This is a genomic window from Paracoccus sp. NBH48, from assembly GCF_015390265.1.
GTDB classification, from domain to species: Bacteria; Pseudomonadota; Alphaproteobacteria; order Rhodobacterales; family Rhodobacteraceae; genus Paracoccus; species Paracoccus marcusii.
Genome location: NZ_VUOJ01000008.1, coordinates 17,883 through 38,503, shown reverse-complemented (window position 1 = coordinate 38,503; position 20,621 = coordinate 17,883). Strand labels below are relative to the sequence as shown.

The 20,621-nt window shown below is 68.8% G+C and carries 19 protein-coding genes and 1 pseudogene; 5 read left to right on the top strand and 15 right to left on the bottom strand.

The window, feature by feature from the left end; all coding sequences use genetic code 11:
• Positions 1-56: 56 nt before the first annotated feature.
• From F1642_RS13055 to F1642_RS13035, 5 genes are all read right to left on the bottom strand, one after another.
• Positions 57-575 (bottom strand): sarcosine oxidase subunit gamma, encoded by a 519-nt coding sequence (locus F1642_RS13055; protein ID WP_194886424.1) that lies wholly within the window; start codon positions 573-575, stop codon positions 57-59.
• On the bottom strand, positions 568-3,498 hold the full coding sequence (locus F1642_RS13050) for a sarcosine oxidase subunit alpha family protein (RefSeq protein WP_194886423.1): 2,931 nt from the start codon (positions 3,496-3,498) through the stop codon (positions 568-570). The genes F1642_RS13055 and F1642_RS13050 overlap by 8 nt, the downstream gene beginning before the upstream one ends.
• On the bottom strand, positions 3,495-3,842 hold the full coding sequence (locus F1642_RS13045) for a sarcosine oxidase subunit delta (protein ID WP_046001297.1): 348 nt from the start codon (positions 3,840-3,842) through the stop codon (positions 3,495-3,497). Before F1642_RS13045 ends, F1642_RS13050 begins: the two co-directional genes overlap by 4 nt.
• A 165-nt stretch (positions 3,843-4,007) precedes the next feature.
• Positions 4,008-4,268, bottom strand: coding sequence for a hypothetical protein (locus F1642_RS13040; protein ID WP_046001296.1), 261 nt, complete (start codon positions 4,266-4,268; stop codon positions 4,008-4,010).
• A gap of 91 nt (positions 4,269-4,359) precedes the next feature.
• Positions 4,360-5,625, bottom strand: a complete 1,266-nt coding sequence (locus tag F1642_RS13035; RefSeq protein ID WP_084693896.1) for a sarcosine oxidase subunit beta family protein — start codon at positions 5,623-5,625, stop codon at positions 4,360-4,362.
• A gap of 174 nt (positions 5,626-5,799) precedes the next feature.
• Between F1642_RS13035 and ccmI the strand changes: the two genes are divergently transcribed.
• The 3 genes from ccmI (at position 5,800) to F1642_RS13020 (ending at position 7,808) form a co-directional block, all read left to right on the top strand.
• Entirely contained in the window at positions 5,800-7,029 is a 1,230-nt protein-coding gene (gene ccmI / locus F1642_RS13030; RefSeq protein WP_194886422.1) for a c-type cytochrome biogenesis protein CcmI, read from the top strand.
• Positions 7,026-7,502, top strand: a complete 477-nt coding sequence (ruvX, locus tag F1642_RS13025; protein ID WP_045983362.1) for a Holliday junction resolvase RuvX — start codon at positions 7,026-7,028, stop codon at positions 7,500-7,502. The genes ccmI and ruvX overlap by 4 nt, the downstream gene beginning before the upstream one ends.
• Before the next feature lie 120 nt (positions 7,503-7,622).
• Positions 7,623-7,808, top strand: coding sequence for a DUF1289 domain-containing protein (locus F1642_RS13020; RefSeq protein WP_194886421.1), 186 nt, complete (start codon positions 7,623-7,625; stop codon positions 7,806-7,808).
• On the opposite strand, the gene F1642_RS13015 is transcribed toward F1642_RS13020, so the two are convergent.
• Positions 7,772-8,716 carry a DnaJ C-terminal domain-containing protein gene (locus F1642_RS13015; protein ID WP_139599191.1) on the bottom strand — a complete coding sequence of 315 codons (945 nt, stop codon included), beginning with the start codon at positions 8,714-8,716 and terminating at the stop codon, positions 7,772-7,774. The genes F1642_RS13020 and F1642_RS13015 overlap by 37 nt on opposite strands.
• A 57-nt stretch (positions 8,717-8,773) precedes the next feature.
• Positions 8,774-9,832 carry an aldo/keto reductase gene (locus tag F1642_RS13010; protein WP_194886420.1) on the bottom strand — a complete coding sequence of 353 codons (1,059 nt, stop codon included), beginning with the start codon at positions 9,830-9,832 and terminating at the stop codon, positions 8,774-8,776.
• A gap of 338 nt (positions 9,833-10,170) precedes the next feature.
• Between F1642_RS13010 and F1642_RS13005 the strand changes: the two genes are divergently transcribed.
• On the top strand, positions 10,171-10,842 hold the full coding sequence (locus F1642_RS13005) for an autoinducer binding domain-containing protein (RefSeq protein ID WP_045983358.1): 672 nt from the start codon (positions 10,171-10,173) through the stop codon (positions 10,840-10,842).
• Here the strand turns inward: F1642_RS13005 and F1642_RS13000 are convergent.
• The 8 genes and pseudogenes from F1642_RS13000 to ltnD form a co-directional block, all read right to left on the bottom strand.
• Positions 10,839-12,335 carry a phospholipase D-like domain-containing protein gene (locus F1642_RS13000; RefSeq protein ID WP_045983364.1) on the bottom strand — a complete coding sequence of 499 codons (1,497 nt, stop codon included), beginning with the start codon at positions 12,333-12,335 and terminating at the stop codon, positions 10,839-10,841. The two genes, F1642_RS13005 and F1642_RS13000, sit on opposite strands and share 4 nt — an antisense overlap.
• 131 nt (positions 12,336-12,466) lie before the next feature.
• Complete coding sequence (locus F1642_RS12995; protein ID WP_206692768.1) at positions 12,467-13,864, bottom strand: GntP family permease; 1,398 nt, start codon at positions 13,862-13,864, stop codon at positions 12,467-12,469.
• Between the two features lie 50 nt (positions 13,865-13,914).
• On the bottom strand, positions 13,915-14,844 hold the full coding sequence (denD, locus tag F1642_RS12990) for a D-erythronate dehydrogenase (RefSeq protein ID WP_194886419.1): 930 nt from the start codon (positions 14,842-14,844) through the stop codon (positions 13,915-13,917).
• On the bottom strand, positions 14,841-15,623 hold the full coding sequence (locus F1642_RS12985; RefSeq protein WP_046001288.1) for a DeoR/GlpR family DNA-binding transcription regulator: 783 nt from the start codon (positions 15,621-15,623) through the stop codon (positions 14,841-14,843). Before F1642_RS12985 ends, denD begins: the two co-directional genes overlap by 4 nt.
• Positions 15,620-16,408, bottom strand: coding sequence for a 2-oxo-tetronate isomerase (gene otnI, locus F1642_RS12980; protein WP_046001287.1), 789 nt, complete (start codon positions 16,406-16,408; stop codon positions 15,620-15,622). Before otnI ends, F1642_RS12985 begins: the two co-directional genes overlap by 4 nt.
• 1 nt (position 16,409) lies before the next feature.
• Positions 16,410-17,036 (bottom strand): aldolase, encoded by a 627-nt coding sequence (locus tag F1642_RS12975; RefSeq protein WP_194886418.1) that lies wholly within the window; start codon positions 17,034-17,036, stop codon positions 16,410-16,412.
• Positions 17,033-18,280, bottom strand: a complete 1,248-nt coding sequence (gene otnK, locus F1642_RS12970) for a 3-oxo-tetronate kinase (RefSeq protein WP_194886417.1) — start codon at positions 18,278-18,280, stop codon at positions 17,033-17,035. Before otnK ends, F1642_RS12975 begins: the two co-directional genes overlap by 4 nt.
• Positions 18,277-19,186 (bottom strand): annotated as a pseudogene (gene ltnD, locus F1642_RS12965) (L-threonate dehydrogenase). The gene otnK and the pseudogene ltnD overlap by 4 nt, the downstream one beginning before the upstream one ends.
• A gap of 225 nt (positions 19,187-19,411) precedes the next feature.
• On the opposite strand from ltnD, the gene F1642_RS12960 reads away from it, so the two are divergent.
• Positions 19,412-20,452 (top strand): NAD(P)-dependent alcohol dehydrogenase, encoded by a 1,041-nt coding sequence (locus F1642_RS12960; protein ID WP_194886416.1) that lies wholly within the window; start codon positions 19,412-19,414, stop codon positions 20,450-20,452.
• The last annotated feature ends 169 nt before the right edge of the window (positions 20,453-20,621 follow it).

Below are 20,621 nucleotides of genomic sequence, written 5' to 3'. Positions count from 1 at the left end.
GGGGGACCAACGCAAGGGGTGGACCGGGGTTCCGATCCCCCCTTGCGCCAAGGTGGTCAGCGCGGCGCCAGCTGGCTGCCCGGCATGGCCGCATTGGTCAGGATCAGCGACAGGTAATCCGCCGTCGAGCGAAAGCCGATCACGCGGAACCCGCCGTCCACCCGCCAGAAGGCCGCGGCGGTCTGCGCCATGCGCGTGCGGCGCAAGACGCCCGACGGCAGGGCCGCGGCATCGACCGGGGCCAATTTTGCGATCACGTCCGCGGCATGGGGGCCCGTCACGTCAAAGACCGCACGGGCATCCGACACGTCGGCCACCAGCCCGTGTTCACCCGTCAGCGCCTGCGTCAGGTCCGACAGCGCGCCGGAAAGGTCCGATGCGGGCAGGATCAGCAACAGCTCGTCCGGCGACATCCACGCCAGGGTGCGGCTGCCGTCGGTCACGGTGCCGGTCGCGTCGGGGATCGCCAGGCCCGCGGCCTCGGCCAGGGCGTCGCCCGCGCGGTCCAGATCGGCCCGGATGGTGATCATGCCCAAACCCGCGACGGGGGTGATGGTAGCCAGCGCTTCAGCCATTCTGACGGCTTCCTTCCTTGTCGTAGAAGACCGGATCGACGATCCGCGCCTGCATCACCGCACCGTCCGGCATCGGAAAATCCAGGACCTGCCCCATGCGGGCCGGACCGTGGCGGACCAGGCCCATCGCGATGGGCTTGTCCAGCGTCGGCGAGTGATAGCTGGAGGTGACGCGCCCCTGGGTCTTGCGCTGGCCGTTGCCGTTCGTGCCGTCCGCCACCGCATAGGCGCCGTCGGGTATGACCTTGCCGGACAGGCTCTCCAGCCCCACCAGCTTCCAGCGGGTGCCGTCGGTCATGTGGCTGCGGCGTTGGGCGCGCTTGCCGATATAGTCGGCCTTCTTTTTGGATATCGCCCAGTCCAGCCCCAGATCCTGCGGGATGATGGTGCCGTCGGTCTCGTCCCCGATCATGATGAAGCCCTTTTCGGCGCGCATCACATGCATGGCCTCGGTCCCGTAGGGGGTGATGCCAAGGTCGCGGCCGACCTCGTGCAGCCGCTCCCACAGCTCCAGACCGCGATTGGCAGGCACCGCGATCTCATAGCTGAGCTCACCCGAGAAGCTGATGCGGAAGATGCGGGCGGGGATGCCGGCGATGTCGCCTTCGGCCCATTGCATGAAGGGCAGCGCCTCGGCCGACAGATCGATGCTGCCCGGCAGGCGTTCCAGCAGGGCGCGGGCCTTGGGTCCGGCCACGGCGATCTGGGCAAACTGTTCGGTCAGGTTGGCGGTATAGACCTTCCAGTCCCACCATTCGCATTGCAGCCAGTCCTCCATGTGCCCATGGATGCGGTCCGCGCCGCCGGTGGTCGTATGGCACAGCCAGCTGTCGTCGGACAGGCGCGCAACGACCCCGTCATCCATCAGGAAGCCGTTCTCGTTGCACATCAGGCCATAGCGGCATTTGCCGACCGGCAGGGTGGACATCATGTTGGTGTACAGCATGTCCAGGAACCGCCCCGCATCGGGCCCCTTGACGATGATCTTGCCCAGGGTCGAGGCGTCCAGCGTGCCGACGCCCGCCCGCACCGCCAGGATCTCGCGGTTGACGGCGGCGTGGCGATCCTCGGTCGCGCGGGGATAGGCATAGGGGCGACGCCAGTGGCCCACCGGCTCCCAGCTGGCGCCGTTGCGGTCGTGCCAGGCGTGGATCGGCGTCTTGCGCAGCGGCTGGAAGGCCTCGTCCTTGGCCTCGGCCGCGATGGTGGCCAGGGTCAGCGGCGTGTAGGGCGGGCGGAACGTGGTGGTGCCGGTCGCCTGGATGGGCTGGTTCAGCGCGTTGGACAGCACCGCCAGGCCGTTGATGTTGGACAGCTTGCCTTGGTCGGTCGCCATGCCAAGCGTGGTATAGCGTTTGGTGTGCTCGACGCTGGCATAGCCCTCCTGGGCGGCCAGTTCAACATCGGTGACCTTCACGTCGTTCTGGAAATCCAGCCACATCTTGGCGCGCAGCTTGTAGGGCGCGCGGGCGGGCATGACCCAGACGGGCATGGTCGCACCCGCAGGGCTTTCCAAGTCGCCGGCGCAGTGCAGATCGCCATTGGCGGCCCCCGCGACGGTCACGTTGCCCTGCCCGTCCGCACCCAGGGGCGGGCGGTCGGGGTCGGGGCGGAACATCGATTGCGCCTCGTCCCAGGTCAGCTTGCCGCCGCAATGCGAATAGAGATGCACGACCGGCGACCAGCCGCCCGACATGGCCACCACGTCACAATCGACAGTCTGGCGCGGCGCGCCGTCGCCTTGGTGGTCACACAGCACCACTCCCTCGACATGCTTGCCCCCCTTGACCTTGGCGACGGCCGTGCCGGTCAGGACAGTGATGCCCGCAGCCCGCGCGGCTTGGGGCAGCGCCCCGTCGGCGGTGGGTCGGGCATCGACGATGGCCGGCACCTCCAGCCCCGCGGCATGGGCCGTCAGGGCGGTGCGATAGGCGTCGTCGTTGTTCGTGACCACGACGATGCGCCGCCCCGGTGCCACGGCGTAATCGGTGATGAAATCGCGGACGGCGCTGGCCAGCATCACGCCCGGCACGTCGTTGCAGGCAAAGGACAAGGGACGCTCCAGCGCGCCGGTCGCGGCGATCACCCGGCCCGCCCGGATACGCCACAGGCGCTGGCGGGGGATGCCCTGGTTCGGGTCGTGATCGGCCAGCGATTCCCGCGCGATCAGATAGCCGTGGTCGTAAAGGCCGGTGGCCATGGTGTTGCGGCGCAGCGTGACGGTGTCACGGCCTTGCAGGTCGGCCAGCAGCGCGTCGATGGCGGCCTGTCCGCCGTCGTGGTCGGTGGGCGTGCGCCCGCCCCAATGGGCGCCCTGTTCCAGAACCAGCACCGTGCCGCCCGCCTCGGCCGCATCGCGTGCGGCGGTCAGGCCTGCGATGCCGCCGCCGACCACGACCGTGTCGGCAAAGCCGTAGGCCTGTTCATAGCGGTCGGGATCGGGATCGGTCGGCGCCCGGCCCAGGCCCGCGCTGCGGCGGATGATCGGTTCGAACAGGTGCTTCCAGAAGGGGCGCGGATGGATGAAGGTCTTGTAGTAGAAGCCCGCCGGAAAGACAGGCGACAGCCAGTTGTTCACCGCGCCCACATCGGCATCCAGGCTGGGCCAGCAGTTCTGGCTGCGCGTGACCATGCCGTGCGTCAGGGGCGTGGTGGTGGCGCGCTGGTTCGGTTCGAACCGGCCACCCTGGCCCAGGCCCAGCAGCGCGTTCGGCTCCTCGGCGCCCGAGGCCAGGGGACCGCGTGGGCGGTGATACTTGAAGGACCGGCCCATCAGCATCTGGCCGTTGGCCAGAAGCGCCGAGGCGATGGTGTCGCCGGTCAGCCCGCGCAGGTGGCGGCCGTCAAAGCGGAACGGCACCTGCCAGGCACGGTCGATGCGGCGGCCACCGGCGGGCAGTCGGAAGGGGGGCGTGTGGGTCATTCGGCGATGCCTTCGGCGGGGGTCCAGTCGGGTGTCCAGTCGGGGCGGACCTTGCGGATCGCCTCCACAATCTGGGCAGGGGGATGGGGCGTCTGCGCCCTATAGGTTCCGAACACCTGCAGCGTGGCGGTGCAGCGCGCGGCCAGGAACCACTTGCCGCAGCCATAGGCGTGGCGCCAGCGTTCGAAATGCACGCCCTTGGCGTTCTTGCGCGCGAACAGGTAGCTTTCGAACTCCTCGTCGGTGCCGTTCGGGCCGATGCGGGCCAGGTGCGCCTCTCCGCCGGGATGCAGTTCGGTTTCCTCGGCGTTCACACCGCAATAGGGACAGGTCAGGATCAGCATCGGGCTTCCTTGGGGTGCGAGAGTTGCGGATGCGAAAAGGCACCGCAGCGGCGCAGGCCGGCGGTGCCGTCTGTCCGACATGCCGTCGGACGCAGGCCGGGGGCTGACCGCCCCCGGACCCCCGTGGTCGCGCAGGACGGCCGGGCCGTCCCGCGCGTCAGGGCATCAGTTGGCCGGAGCCGGGGTTGCCGGTTCGGCAGGGGCGTCGACGGCCGCGGGGCTGTCGGTTTCGACAGAGACGGCAGGGGCGTCGGCCGCAGGTTCGGCCGCTGGCGTGTCGACGCTGATGTTGGTCGTGTCGCCTTCGACCGGGTCGGTCGTGGCAACGCCGGTCGGTTCGCCTGACATGAAGAAGAACAGCAGTGCAACGACGACGACGATGCCGCCGACGATGAAGTAGAGGCCATTGTTGTTGCGGTCAGCCATGATGAACCCTTTCGGTCGGACCTGTCATGGCAAGGCAATTCGCGGATGGCGTCCGGGGTTCCGTCGCGGGAAAACATCGGCGCGCCCTCGCCTAATGCGCGACGCCGGCGGCGACCGATTCGTCGATGAACCGGCCCTCGCGGAACCGGTTCAGCCCGAAATCGGCGGCCAGCGGACCCGGCGTTCCCTTGGCGACCAGCTCGGCCATCGCCCAGCCGGAACCGGGGATCGCCTTGAACCCGCCGGTGCCCCACCCGCAGTTCACGAAGATGCCGCCCACCGGGGTCGACGACAGGATCGGGGACCGGTCGCCGGTCATGTCGACGATGCCGCCCCATTGGCGCAGCATCTTCAGGCGGCTGATCATGGGGAAGGTCTCGATCAGGGCGCGGACGGTTTCCTCGACATGCTGCCAAGAGCCGCGCTGGGTAAAGTTGTTGAACCCGTCGGTGCCGCCGCCGATCACCATCTCTCCCTTGTCGGATTGCGACATGTAGCCGTGGACGGTGTTGGCCATCACGACCACGTCCATGCAGGGCTTGATCGGTTCGCTGACCAGCGCCTGCAGCGCGACGCTTTCGATGGGCAGGCGGAACCCGGCCATGGCCGCCAGCTGGCTGGAATGGCCCGCGACCACGATCGCCAGCTTGTCGCAGCCGATGCGCCCCTTGGAGGTGTTGACGGCGCGGACCTGGCCGCCCTCGGTCTCGACCCCGGTCACCTCGCAGTTCTGGATGATGTGCATGCCCATGTCGGAACAGGCCCGCGCATAGCCCCAGGCCACCGCGTCATGGCGCGCAGTTCCGCCGCGGGCCTGATAGAGGCCGCCCAGCACCGGATAGCGCGGCCCGTCCAGGTTGATGATCGGCACCTTGGCCTTCAGCTGCTGGGGGTCCAGCCATTCGGTCTGAACGCCCTGCAGGTTGTTGGCATAGACGGTGCGCTTGTAGCCGCGGATCTCGTGCTCGGTCTGGGCCAGCATGATCAGCCCGCGCGGGCTGAACATGATGTTGTAGTTCAGGTCCTGGGACAGGGTTTCGTACAGGCTGCGCGACTTCTCATAGATCGCCGCCGATGGGTCCTGCAGATAGTTTGATCGGATGATGGTCGTGTTGCGACCCGTGTTGCCGCCGCCCAGCCAGCCCTTCTCGATCACCGCGACGTCGGTGATGCCGAAGTTCTTGCCCAAGTAATAGGCCGTCGCCAGCCCGTGCCCGCCCGCACCGACCACGATCACCTTGTAGCGCGATTTCGGTTCCGGGCTGGCCCAGGCCCGCGTCCAGCCCTTGTGCTGACGCAGCGCCTCGCGGGCGATGGCAAAGACGGAATAGCGTCGGGCGCGGGGGGCTTCGGGCATGGTGCCTCTCAGGAAACGGGTTGCCTGCACCATGGCTGCGGCGGGCCCGACCCTCAAGGCGGCTTGCGGCAGATCGCGGCGAAATGCGACATGCGACATTCGGACAGCCCTGTCGCAGCGCGCTTTCGGTCCGCCGCCATCCGCGCTAGGAACGGGGCCAACCGGAGGTGACGCATGTTCTGGATCCTGGCTGCCGCCCTGACGGCCATCACGGCCCTTGCCATCCTGTCGCCCCTGCGGCGGGGCCGCGGGGGCGCCGCCCCTGCCGCGGCCTACGACCTGCGCGTCTATCGCGACCAACTGGCCGAGGTCGAACGCGACCTGGACCGCGGCGTAATCGGCCCCGACGACGCGCAGCGCCTGCGCGCCGAGATCGGGCGCAAGGTGCTGGACGCCGACCGTCGCGCCGCGCTGTCGGCCCCTGCCACGCGCGGCGGCCGCGCGCTCTGGCCCGCGGTCGCGCTGGTCGCGATGCTGGCCGGTGCCGTGGCGCTGTATCTGCGCGAGGGGGTGCCGGGCGCCCCCGACATGCCGCTGGCCGAACGCTTTGCCGCCGCCGACGCCGCCTATCGCGACCGCCCCACCCAGGCCGAGGCCGAGGCGGCGGCCCCCGCCCGTCCCGCGCCCGACCTGTCGCAGGCCGATCCCGAATACCTGGCGATGATCGACCAGCTGCGCGACGCCGTCGGGCGCAACCCGGACGACCAGCAGGGTCTTGCGCTGCTGGCCAGCAACGAGATGCGCCTCGGCAACCTGGCCGCCGCCCGCGCGGCCCAGCAGCGGCTGGTCGACCTGCGCGGCGATCAGGCCGATGCCGTCCAGCTGATGCAGCTGGCCACGCTGATGGTCGATGCCGCAGGCGGCGTCGTCACCCCCGAGGCCGAGGCCGTCCTGCGGCGCGCCCTGACGCTGGACCCCACGCAGCCGCAGGCCCGCTATCTGCAGGGGGTCCTGCTGATCCAGAACGGCCGCCCCGATCGGGCCTTTCCGCTGTGGCGCGGCCTGCTGGACGAGGGCCCCGAGGGTGCGCCCTGGATCGCCCCGATCCGCGCCGCGATCCAGGATCTGGCCTGGCTGGCTGGCGATGACGAATACCGCGCGCCGGCACCCCCCGCCGCGGACCTGCCCGGCCCCGATGCCGACGCCCTGGCCGCGGCCGAGGACCTGTCCCCCGAGGATCGTGCCCGCATGATCCAGGACATGGTCGACCGCCTGCAGCAGCGCTTGGCGACGGAGGGCGGCTCTCCCGAGGAATGGGCGCGGCTGATCGCGGCGCTGGCGATGCTGGACCAGCGCGACCAGGCGACCGCGATCCTGACCGAGGCCCGCCAGCGTTTCGGCAGCGCCCCCGACGCCCTGGCCCCGATCGAACGGGCCGCGACCGATGCGGGGCTGGACGGATGATCCACGAGGACATGACCGATTTCGCCGCCGCCCTGCCCCGCTTCGGCGCGCTGGCCGGGCTGGACCTGGGCACCAAGACCATCGGCGTCGCCGTCAGCGACGGCATGCGGGGCGTGGCGTCCCCCATCACCACGATCCGCCGGACCAAGTTCACCCAGGATGCGCAGGCGCTGCTGACGCTGATCGCGGACCGGGGGCTGGCCGGGCTGGTCTTGGGCCTGCCGCGCAACATGGACGGCTCCGAAGGGCCGCGCGCCCAGGCCACCCGCGCCTTCGCGCGCAACATGACCCGGCTGACCGACCTGCCCATCGCCTACTGGGACGAACGCCTGTCCACGGTCGCCGCCGAACGCGCCCTCCTTGAGGGCGACACCTCGCGCAAGCGCCGGGCCGAAGTCATCGACCAGGTCGCCGCGGGCTACATCCTGCAGGGTGCCTTGGACCGCCTGCGCCACATCGCGACCCATGGATAAGGGCGCGACCGCCGCGCGGCAGCGCGGCCATGGGCCAAGCGGCAGCGTCCGGGCCGGGCTTCGCACGGCCCGTCCCCCGCGACCCGAACCCTGCTCCGCGCATCAGAAAGACAGCCGCCGATGATCGAAAGCCCCTGCATCAAGCTGTGCCGCATCGACGCGGACCGCAACCTGTGTCTCGGCTGCCACCGAACCCTGGCCGAGATCGCGGCCTGGGGCCGCATGACCCCCGATGCCCGCGCCCGCATAATGGCCGTTCTGCCCGCGCGTCAGGACGCCTCGGACATGCCCCGCCGCGGGTCATAGGCGTTCTCGCGCCGCCATTCCTCGAAGAACGCCGCCAGCTTGGCGTCCACCTTGGCCGGCATGGCGATGCGCAGCTCGACATGCTGGTCGCCGCCGTTCACGCCGCGCCCCCGCAGCCGCAGCCGCTGCCCCGAGGTCGCGCCCCGCGGGATGGTCAGGTTGACGGGCCCGTCGATGGTCGGCGCCGCGACCTTGCCGCCCAGCACCGCCTCGTCCAGGCTGATCGGCAGGATCAGGTGGATGTCGTCTCCGTCGCGCGTGAACTGGGGATGCTCCGCGACCCGAACCTCAAGATAGGCGTCGCCGGGCTCTCCGCGGCCGATGCCGGGTTCGCCCTTGCCGCGCAGGCGGATCACCTGGCCATCGCGCACGCCCTTGGGGATGGTGACCTCTAGCGTGCCGCCCTGCGGCAGGGTGATGCGGTTGCGCCCGCCGCGGACCGCGGTCAGGAAATCCACCTGCAGCGCCAGCCGCAGGTCCTGGCCGCGCATGTCGGACGCGCGCCCGCCGCCGAACCCGCCAAAGCCCCCGAAGCCGCCAAAACCGCCGCCGCCCCGCGGAGAGGCGCGCTGTCCGAACAGGTCCGCGAAGACATCCGACAGGTCCGGATCGCCGCCATGGCCGGGCGCGTCGCCAAACGGGTTGCCGCCCGCCCCCGGACGACCCTGCCAGCGGGGTGCCTGTTCCTGGCCCTGGGCATTGATCTCGCCCGCGTCAAAGCGGCGGCGCTGGTCGGCATCCTTCAGCAGGTCATAAGCCGCCGAGGCCGCCGCGAACCGCTTGGCGGCAGCCGGATCCTGGTTCAGGTCCGGGTGATCGGTCTTCGCGATGCGCCGATAGGCCTTCTTGATCTCATCGGCACTGGCGCTTCGCGACACGCCGAGTGCTGCATAGGGATCGCCTGCCATGCCTGGTCCTTCGTGTTCATCCGTCCTGTCGGTAAGATAGAGACGGTCGGGTTCACATCAATAGGGCAGCGGGTGGGCGCGGTGCAGGCGCTCGATCCCGCGACGCAGCTCGTCAGGCAGATCGCGGTCCAGTCCCGCGATCAGATGGCGCAGCTGATCCATCGTCGTGGCACCGATGATCGGCACCACCTTGAAGGGGCGCGTCAGTTGCCACGCGATGACCATGTGCACCACGTCCCAGCCATGCTCCGCAGCCAGGCGGCCATAGGCCTCGGCCGCGGCCACGCCGCGGTCGGTCTTGCGCCCACCCAGGTTGCCCTGCCCGCCGGTGGCCTTGTCGACCGCCGCGCGGCTGCCCTCGGGCATCGCGCCCGAGGCGTATTTCCCGGTCAGCAGACCCGCCGCCAGCGGCGAATAGGACAGCAGCGTGACGTCCTCGTTCACCGCGACCTCGGCCAGATCGGTGTCGTAGAGACGATAAAGCGGCGAATACTCGTTCTGGATCGCGGCCATCCGCGGCCCGCCGATCTCATCGGCCACGTCGCACCACCGCGTCAGGCCCCAGGCCGATTCGTTCGACAGGCCCACGGCGCGGATCTTGCCCGCATCGACCGCATCCGACAGCGCGCCCAGCACGTCGCGCATATGCGCCAGCGTCTGCGCCTTGTCCTGGCCCGACGGATCAAAGGCCCAGTTCTGCCGGAACCCATAGGATCCGCGCACCGGCCAGTGCAGCTGATAAAGGTCGATCCGGTCCGTCTGCAGCCGGCGCAGCGAGGCGTCGATGCAGGCCGTGACCGTCGCCCCGTCGAACGGCGCCCCGTCGCGGACCATCTGGCTGGGTCCGGTGATCTTGGTCGCGATCTCGACCCGGTCGCGGTTGCCGGTCCGCGCCAGCCAACGCCCGATGATCTCCTCGGACAGGCCGACCGTCTCGCGGCGGACGGGGTTCACGGGATACATCTCGGCGCAGTCAATGAAGGTCATCGCGACCTCCAGGGCGGCATCCATCTGCGCATGGGCCTCCGCCTCGGCGGTCTGGTTGCCGAAGGTCATCGTCCCCAGGCAGATCCGGCTGACCTCGACCGCGCTGCCGCCCAGTTTCACACGTTCCATCGGACCACTTCCCTGTTTGCGATTTCGGGCGCAGGCTAGCGATCCCCCCGCCGGGCGCAAGCCCGCGTCGGACATGAAAAAAAGGACACCCCCGAAGGGGCATCCTGACATGACTGAAATGAGGGCATAGCGCCCGCTAACCGTCCCGACAGGCACGACGTGCGCAAGACATCGCATAAGGGCAAATGACCCCGCGGGACTATAGCCCCGTAAGGCTATGTTGCCCCGCTGCAACGACAGTCAGGAAAGCCCCCCTTGCCGTACCCGCCGGCTGCTCTTAAATGGGCGAACAAATCTGTTCACCCCGTGTCGTTTTCGCTGTTCCAGGTGTCTTCCGGATGTCCGTGCACGCCCTTGCCCAGATCGACGATGCCCTGTCGGTGCTGGCACCCCGCGGCTTCACCCTGGGGTTGCATATCCGCTATTCGCGCCCGGTCAGGCGCGTGTCGACCTATCCCTCGCAGTGGATCCAGACCTATACCCGCTGCAATCTGGGCGTCGGCGACCCGATGGTCATGTGGTGCGTCCTGAACGAGGGCCAGATCCGGTGGAGCGCCCTGACCCGCCTGCTGCCCGATCCGCTGAACGTGATGGGCCAGGCGCGCGATCACGGCCTGACCTATGGCGCGGCGCTGTCCTACGGCCCGGCCGAATCGCGGTCCTATATCGGGGCGTCCCATGGCGAGCGCGAGTTCACGGATGCCGAGATCGCCAGCATGGCCGACCTGCTGAAACGCGCGCATGACATGGTCGATCGCACCGCCTCGCTCCGCCCGATCCTGGTCGACGCGCTGGAGGCGATCGCCTGCGGCATGACCTATGACCAGGCCTGCGAAGCGCTTGGCATCTCGCGCACCGCGCTGCGCTATCGGCTGCGCATGGCGCGCACCGCCCTGGGGGTCGAGGACAACCCCCATGCGATCCGCAAGGCCATCGATGCGGGGCTGCTGAACGGGATCAGCGTGTCCGGGCTCAGCAAGGGGCTGCCCACCGGGCCCGACCAGGACTAGGCCGACTTGCGCCGGCGCCATTTCAGCCGCTTTGGCCAGTGCCAGCGACGGATCAGGCCCTTGCGCTTGCCCAAAGGCTCAAAGATCTTGTCGGGCCCTTCCGGGTCCAGGATCTCGTTCTCGGCCAGCCAGGCCTCGAAGCCGCTCAGTTCGGGGATCTCGTAGGGGATCAGGGTGCGGCCCTGCCCCTGCGTGCCGCGATTGGCATCGATCATCGCGATCAGGCTGCCATGTTCCTTGATGCCCTGCGTGACCTGATCGGGCGTCATCGCCAGATGTTCCGCCAGCAGGTCGTCGCGCAGCGCGGTGATCGTGGCGCGCGTCGCCTCGGCACCCGGACGTTCGGCGGCCAGCATCACGTCGCATTCCGTGTCCAGCCGCATCGAGCGGTTGTTGAAGTTCGACGACCCGACCCGCAGATAGGTGTCGTCGACGATCGTCACCTTGGCATGGACATAGATCTCGGCACCCGCATCCGTCACCGGGTGATAAATGCGCAGCCGGTCGCGATGGTCCAGCTTGCGCAGCGCCTCGACCAGCTGGGCGCGGGCGGTGTCCATAGCCATCGGCTCCAGCCAGCCTTGGGCGCTGACCGGGTTGATGATGACGATCTCGGGGGGATCGTCCTCGGCTAGGCGCTTGGCGATGGCCTGGGCGATGCGGCGGGATGCGAAATACTGGCTTTCGGCATAGATGACCCGTTTCGCCCGCGCGATCAGGTCCAGATACATCTGCTCGACCTCGTAGGCCGGCTGGACGTCGGGAATGTCCGGACGGGTCCGCGCGATGGCCAGCGCCACGTCGCGGAACGTGGGCTTGATCGCGTCGGGCCAGCATCCCGACGCGTCGCTGACCGCCGACAGCTCCTCGCCGCAGGCGATGCGCCAGCGGTCGCGGGCCAGATCGCCCATCGCCCGCGCGGCGGGTCCGTCAAAGGCGCTGGTCGCGTCGTGCCAAGGCTTCATCAGCTTGCCGCTGGCGCTGGTGCGGCGCGGATCGTCGTCCTTGTGTTCGCGCGTGTCCCACCGGCCCTCGGTCATGTCGATGCCGCCGCAGAAGGCCAGGCAGTCGTCGATGACGACGATCTTGTGGTGATGCGAACTGGCCAGCGGGTGCTTGCCGTCCAGGCGCAGCGTGATGCGCGGATGCATCTTCCAGCGCAGGATCGTCAACAGCGTGCTGCCCCGGAACATCGCCTTGAAGGCACCGGTGTCCCACCGCAGCAGGCGCACGTGCAGCGTGGGGCGGCGGCGGGCCAGCCACATCACGAAATCGCCCAAGGCCGGGGGGCCGCCGTCCGCGGCGTCGCCCAGGTGGATGCGGGCGTCGAAGTCCCAACCGATCATCAGGATCGAGTGGCGCGCCTGCAGCATGGCCTGGCGCACGGCACGGAAATATTCGTCGGCGTCGGCGATGAACGCGAACCGCCCCGATTGTTCGACCCGCCAGCAGTTCCATCCCGGACGGGCCAGCCGATCACTCGAAGCATCCATGTTGTCCCGCCGTCCCTTTTGCTGCTGCCCCGCCATGCGGCGCGTCAGCGCAACACGAAGGGCGACCTTCGGTTCCATTAAGGAAGTGTTTGCCGCACGATCAAGGTCGACCGTGCGGCAGCGATCCGACCCTAGCCGAACAGCGCGTTGCAGATCAACAGAATGGCCAGCGACGATCCCCAGGCCAGCGTGGTCGGCACCGACCACAGCAGCATCTGGTGCTTGGCCTGCTTGACGCCCAGCATCCGGTTGATGACCCAGAAGTAGCTGTCGTTGAAATAGCCGAAGACCATCGACCCGATGGCCGCGGCCTGGGCGGCAAAGACCATGTTCACGTCCGGCATGTTCATCAGGATCGGCGCCGAGATCGACGCGCCCGTGATCATCGCGACCGTACCCGAACCCTGGATCAGGCGCACCAGAGAGCTGATCACGAATGGGATCAGCACCGCCGGGATGGCAAGACCGGCCACCGCCTGGCCGATCACGTCGCCCGCGCCCGAATCGCGCAGGACCGAACCCAGGGCCCCGCCCGCACCGGTCACCAGCAGGATGATGCCCGCGCTTTCGACGCCCTGCTCCATGTAGCCCAGCACCTCGTCGCGCGGACGGCCGGGCAGCAGGGTATAGATCGACACCAGAAGGCCGATGGCCACCGCGATCACCGGGTTGCCGAAGAAGGACATCGCCTGCACCAGCAGGTTCGTCTCCAGCGCCGGGTCGCCCGAGGTGCGCACGACCGCCGTGGCGATGGTGTTCAGGAAGATCAGCACGATCGGCAGCAGCAGCGGCAGCACCGACAGGCCCAGGGACGGCAGGACCTTCTGGCGGTCGTCCACGGCCTCCTCGAACTGACGATAGGCGGCCGAGAGGTCCTCGCCGGTGTCGGTCTGGATCATCCGCTCGATCCGGGGGCCCATGGCGCGGGCATAGAAGACGATGACCGCCATGCCGGGGATCGTGAAGACGATGCCCCACAGGATCATCAGCCCCAGATCGACGCCATAGATGCCCGCGACGCCCAGGGGGCCGGGGGTCGGCGGCACGGCATGGTGGGTCAGCATCAGCCCGCCCGCCAGCGCGATGCCAAGCGTCAGCACCGACTTGCCCGAGGACCGCGCCAGCGCCTTGACCAGCGGCGACAGGATCACGAAGGCGCTGTCGCAGAAGATCGGGATCGACACGATATAGCCCGTCAGGACCATCGCCCAGTCCTCGCGCTTCTTCCCGACCCACCGGATCAGCGAATAGGCCATCTGCTCGGCCGCGCCCGACACCTCCAGGATGCGGCCCATCATCACGCCGAAGCCGATGACCAGGCCGATGGTGGACAGCGTGCGGCCGAAACCGGTGGTGATCGAATTGATCACCTCGGCGGGCATCATGCCGCCGATCAGGCCCGACACGGACGCGGCGATGACCAGCGCGATGATCGCGTGGACCTTGGTCTTCACGACCAGGAAGATCAGCAGGAAGATGGCAAAGCCAAGTCCTGCGATCAGCTGGAACTCCATTCCGGGTTCAGCCATGGGTTACTCCTCCACTGCGCCCGGCATGGGGCGCCTCCAGTTGAAAACGCTCAGCGATCGGCCAGGAACTGGCGCAGGATCGCGTCGAAATCGGTATCCGCGCCAAAGCCCAGTCCGCGCGCGCGGGTCACGTCGAAGGCGCCGGGCCAGCTGCAGACGATGGCCTCGACGCGCGGATCGCGGGTCAGGGCCACGCGGGCGCGGGCCTCGACGCCCACCAGCCGCTCAAGGCTGTCCAGCATCTGGGCCGGGGTCGCGGTGATGCCCGGCAGGTCCATGACGCGGTTGATGCCCAGATCGGCGGCGGGAATGCGGCCCGCGCGGACCAGGTTCGTGACCGCCACGCCGGGCGAACTGATCCACAGCCGCGTGTCCAGCGGCACCGGGCATTCCGACGCCTGCCCCGCAACCGGTTCGCGGATGATCCCCGACACAAAGCTGGAGGCCGCCGAATTGGGCGCGCCGGGGCGCACGCAGATCGTGGGCAGGCGCACGGTCAGCCCGTCGACGAAGCCCTTGCGGCTGTATTCGCTGACCAGCAGTTCGCCGATGGCCTTGCCGCAGCCGTATGAGGATTGCGGCATCAGGGCCATGGTCGGCGGCACGATCTGCGGCATCTCTCCGCCAAAGACGGCCAGCGAGCTGGTGAAGACGAAGCGCGGCGCGCGGTCCAGCTTGCGGCAGGCCTCCAGCAGCAGGCGCGTGGCGTCGACATTGATGTGCAGGCCGGTGTCGAAATCCTCCTCGGACTGGCCCGACAGCACGGCGGCCAGGTGATAGACCGTGTTGGCCCCACCTGACAGCGCGCGGGCTACGGCATCCGCGTCGTCGATGGAGCCGACCAGGCTCTCCACCCGCGCGTCATCGACCGGGCAGGCCACGCGGTCCAGCGACACGATGCGGTCCGCGCCGTCCTCCAGTAGGGCCGCGATCAGGCGCGCGCCCAGAAAACCGGCGCCGCCGGTCACGATGATGGTCATAGGCTCTCTCCCTTCAGGTCGGGGGCCAGGATCACCTGCACCCCCATCTCGCGCAGGGCGTCCGCCGCGCCTGCGTCGATGCCCGCATCGGTCACGACCGTGTCGAAAACCGAGACGGGCAGGATGTTCATCGCCGCCACCGCGCCGTATTTTGTCGAATCCGACACCAGCACGGCGCGCCGCGCGCGATCGACCGCGACGCGCTTGACCGGGCCCTTGGCCTCGGAGGGCGAACTCAGCCCCGCCACTGTCCAGGACGAGGTCGAGATGAAGGCGATGTCATAGTTGAACCGCGCCAGCGCCTCGGAGGCCGCCCCGCCCACGCAGGACTGGTTCGCGCGTTCGACCAGCCCGCCGCTGTGATAAAGCGTGCAGTCCGAATGCGTGGACAGCCAGGCGCAGATGACGAAGTCGTTCGTGACCACCGTCAGCCCCCGCCGCCCGGCGATCTGGCGCGCCAGTTCCAACAGCGTCGTGCCCGCGTCCAGATAGATCACCATGCCGTCGCGGACCAGATCGGCCGCCGCCTGCCCCACCGCGCGCTTGGCCCCGGTGTTCATCGCGGCCTTCTGCAGATGCGGCAGCTCCTGCGCCAACCTCCGCGACAGGCGCACGCCGCCGGTGACCGAGGACACGCGCCCCGCCTCCTCCAGCGCCTGGATGTCGCGGCGCACGGTCATGTGCGACACGCCCAGGCGGTCCACCAGGTCGGCGATGCTGACGATGTCGCGTTCGGCCAGGCAGGACAGGATGAACTGCTGGCGTTCGGCCGGGATCATGGCACCGCGCGCAGATAGGGCGCGGCCCAGCCCAGACCGTCCTCGGTCCGGCCGCGCGGGTTGTATTCGCAACCCAAGGGCCCCTCGAACCCGGTCCGGTCGAAGGCCGCGAAGATCTCGGCATAGTTCAGCTCGCCCGTGTCGGGTTCGTGCCGGTCGGGAACGCCCGCGATCTGGACATGGCCATAGGCGCCCTTCAACCGCTCGATCCGGCGGATGATGTCGCCGTCCATGATCTGGGTGTGATAGACGTCGAACTGCAGCAGCACGTTGCGACGGCCCAGGCGTTCGATCAGGGCCAGCGTCGGGTCCTGATGGGCGATGAAGTATCCCGGCACGTCGCGGCTGTTCAACGGCTCGATGCTGATGAACAGGCCGGCCGCCGCGGCCATGTCGGCGGCCTCGCGCAGGTTTTCGGTCCAGACCGCCTCGCAGGCGGCGCGGTCGGGTTCATCGGCGGTGATCCCGGACATCACGTGGATGCGCGGACAACCCAGGCCCGTGGCATAGGTGATCGCCTGCTCCACGCTGGCGCGGAACTCGGTTCGCTTTCCTGGACGCGCGGCAAAGCCCCTCTCTCCCGCCGCCCAATCGCCCGCGGGCGCGTTGATCAGCGACAGACGCAACCCGTTGCGGTCCAGCCGGGTCTTCACCACCTCGATGGGGTGGTCATAGGGAAACAGGAACTCGACCGTGTCGAAGCCCGCGGCGCCTGCCCGGTCGAACCGGTCCAGAAAGGGCGCGTCGGTGAACAGCATCGAAAGGTTCGCGGCAATGCGGGTCATGTCAGTATCCTCCGCCCAGTTCGGCGATCTCGGCCTCAGTCAGGTAATGCAGCTTTTCGCCGCGCAGGATGAACTGCAGCTTGGCGGTCTCCTCCAGCTCCTCGGCGTTGTTCACGGCATCGTCGATGTCGCGGCCCAGCACGACGACCCCATGGGAGGCCAGCAGGAAGGCCTGCGCGCTGCTGCCATGCGCGGCGGCGGCCAGATCCAGCCCGATCTGCGGCGATCCGGGGCGGGAATAGGGGATCACCGGCATGTGGCCGATGCGCATGACGTAATAGGGGGTGAAGGGCCGAATCGCATTGTCGCGGGGCAGCCCCTCCAGGCAGGACAGCGCCGTCAGATAGGTCGAATGCAGATGCACGATCGCCCCCGCCTGCGGCCGCACATCGTACAGCGCGCGGTGGAACGCGAATTCCTTGGAGGGCTTCGGGCCCGGCAGCGGTTCGCCATCCGCGCCGATCACCGACAGCGCATCGGCCGACAGGCGGCCCAGGCTGCTGCCCGTGGGGGTCACGGTAAAGCCGCCATCGGGATTGCGGACCGACACGTTCCCCGCCCCGCCCACGGAATAGCCGCGCTCGAACAGGCTGCGGCACAGCATCACCATGCGGTCGGCGGCGCTCATGCGGGGACCTCCTGCGCGTCGGTGAAGAAGGTCTCGGCCCCGAAATTGCCCGACTTCAGCGCCAGCGACAGCGGCTTGTCCACGGCGCGGACCCAAGGCACGCCGGGCGCGATCTGCGGCCCGATGGCAAAGCCCGTGACCTTCAGCGCCTGCGTGACTGACCCCGAGGTCTCTCCTCCCGCGACGATGAAGCGGGTGATGCCGCCCTGCGCCAGACGCGCGGCGGCGGCGGCGAAGGTGCGTTCGACCGCCTCGGAGGCGGCGGCGCCGTGCTGTCCCTGGATCTCGCGCAGGCGGGCCGGGTCGGCGGTCGCGGTGATCATCGGGGCGCGGCCCTGCGGCTGCACCAGCACCCATTCGGCCAGTTCGGCGCCATAGGCCTCGGCATCCGCCAGGCAGCGGTCCACATCCACGTCCAGCGTCGGGGCCAGCGCGCGATAGGCCGCGACCTGCCGGTTCGTCATCACCGAGCACGACCCCGAGATTACCACCGCAGGCCCCGCCAGCGGCGCGCCCGCGTCCTGCGCCTGCGCATCGGCCCCGCCGGACACCGCCCGCGCGATGCCGTATCCCAGCCCCGACCCGCCGGTGACCAGCGCCATGTCCGCCACGGCCTGCCCAAGGGTCGCCAGATGCGCGTCGCTGATCGTGTCCAGCACGACGTAGCGGACCCCATCGGCCCGCAGCGCGGCGATGCGGTCGCGCACGGCCTGCGGCCCCTGATCGACGGTCGCCGCATCGACCAGCCCGCAGCGGCCCTGCGCCTGCCCCTCCATCAGCCGGATCAGGCTGCTGTCGCGCATGGGCGTGATCGGGTGATCGCGCATGCCTGAATCTTGCAGCAGGTCCTGCCCCACGAACAGATGGCCCAGATAGACCGAGCGCCCGTTCACCGGCAGCGCCGGGCAGATCACCGTGATGTCGGTGCTCAGGGCCGCCATCAGCGCATCGGCCACCGGGCCGATATTGCCCTCGGCCGTCGAATCGAAGGTCGAGCAGTATTTCTGATAGATCTGCGCGCAGCCCCGCGCCCTGAGCCAGTCCAGCGCGGCCAGGCTGTCGGCCACGGCCTCCGCCGCCGGGTTCGACCGGCTTTTGAGCGAGATCACCACCGCATCGGCATCGACCTGCGCATCGGCATCGGGCACGCCGATCATCTGCGTGGTGGTCAGCCCGCCCGCGACCAGGAAACCGGCGATATCGGTCGCGCCGGTGAAATCATCCGCGATGACGCCGATCTTCATGCCTTCCCCTCCGGCAGGGTGATGCCCGAGAAGGTCTTGATCACCGCGCTGTCATCCTCGCGCCCGTGGCCCATGTTGGAGGCCTGCTGGAACATCGCGAAGGCAGTCGAGGCCAGGGGCAGCGGAAAGCCCAGGGCGCGCCCGGTTTTCCGTGACCAGCCCCAGATCCTTGACGAAGATGTCCACGGCCGAGGTCGGGGTGTAGTCGCCATCGACCACATGCTTCATCCGGTTCTCGAACATCCAGGAATTGCCGGCGGCGTTGGTCACAACGTCATACATCGTGTCCAGCGGGATGCCCGCGCGGGCGGCCAGGGCCATCGCCTCGGCGCCAACGGCGATGTGCACGCCTGCCAGCAGCTGATGAATGACCTTGACCGTGGCACCCTGCCCGATATCCGGACCGATGCGATAGGTCTTGGCGGCCACCGCCTCCAGCACCGGGGCCAGCGCGTCGAAAGCCGCATCCGGCCCCGAGGCCATCACGGTCATCGCCCCCTGCGCGGCCTTGGCGGCCCCGCCCGACACCGGCGCGTCCAGCATCAGGATGCCGCGCGCTGCCAGATCGGCGCCCAGGGCGCGTGCATCATCGGCCGATTGGGTGCAGCTGACCATGATCGCGCCGCCGGGTGCGATGCGGTCGGCCACGCCCCCCTGCCCCAAGATCACCTGACGCGCCTGCGCACCGTTCACGACCAGCACGATCACCGCGTCGAAATCGCCGCCGAGGCCCGCGACGCCATCCGCCACGCCCTCGGCCCCCTGGGCCGCAAAGGCGTCACGGCGCCCCGCATCCAGGTCGATGCCGCTGGTGGCCAGTCCGGCACGCAGGCAGGACAGCGCCGCCCCCATGCCCATGGACCCAAGGCCTACGACGCATACTCGATAGCGGGACGGGACGGACATCTGTGCTTCTCCCTGATCAGATTGGGATGCACTCAGTCACAAACATGCGCGCAATGCAACAATTTATCTCAATAAATCACGTTTTTTAACATCCCTGCTCGTCGTTGCGGTGATAGTTTTTTTCCGTTCCCACAGATTTCACGGCCGAACGGCCACCGGACGGATTTACACCGCCGCGCGCCCGGCGTTCTGTCGGCAGCGGATCGCAACACCGGAGGGGACGACATGGCGACATCACTGGTACTGGAACGCAAGGGTCAGCTGGCGCTGCGCGACATCGCGCTGGATCAGGACCTGTCGCCCACCGACGTGCGCATCGCGGTCCATACGGTCGGCATCTGCGGGTCGGACGTGCATTACTATACCCACGGCAAGATCGGCCCCTTCGTGGTCGAGCAGCCGATGGTCCTGGGCCACGAGGCATCGGGCACCGTGGTCGAGGTCGGCGCCCAGGTCACGCACCTGAAGCCCGGCGACAGGGTCTGCATGGAGCCCGGCATTCCCAATGCGACCTCGCGCGCGGCCAAGCTGGGCATCTACAACGTCGATCCGGCGGTGCGGTTCTGGGCCACCCCGCCCGTGCATGGCTGCCTGACGCCGCAGGTCGTGCATCCGGCGGCCTATACCTACCGGCTGCCCGATCAGGTCTCCTTCGCGCAGGGCGCGATGGTCGAGCCCTTTGCCATCGGCATGCAGGCCGCGTTGCGGGCGCGTATCCAGCCGGGCGACATCGGCCTGGTCACCGGCGCCGGGCCCATCGGCATGATGACCGCGCTGGCGGCGCTGGCCGGCGGCTGCGCCAAGGTGCTGGTCGCGGACCTGGCCCAGCCCAAGCTGGACATCATCGGCGCCTATCCGGGCATCGAGACCGTCAACATCCGCACCACCCCCGCAGCCCAGGCGATCGCCGAGGCCACCGATGGATGGGGCGCGGACGTCGTCTTCGAATGTTCCGGGGCGGCCCCCGCGATCCTGGGCCTGCCGGCGCTGGCGCGTCCGGGCGGCACGGTCGTGCTGGTCGGCATGCCGGTCGATCCGGTGCCGATCGACATCGTCGGCCTGCAGGCCAAGGAGCTGCGCATCGAGACGGTGTTCCGCTATGCCAACGTCTATGACCGCGCGATATCGCTGATCGCGGCGGGCAAGGTCGACCTGTCGCCGCTGATCTCGGCCACGATCCCGTTCGCGGACAGCATCGCCGCCTTCGACCGCGCGGTCGAGGCGCGCGACACCGACGTCAAGATCCAGATCCGCATGCCGGACTGAAACGCGCCTGAAAAGTATGACCGCCGCCCCGGCGTTTTGGAATGGCTGCAGCCTTGGGTTGCAGCCATTTCCCATCAGGCAAGGCGGCCCTGGCGCAGCCATGCTGCATGGCAGCATTTTCATACCGCGGTTCCTGTCCCGCTGACATGATGATTTTTCGGCGCCCGGT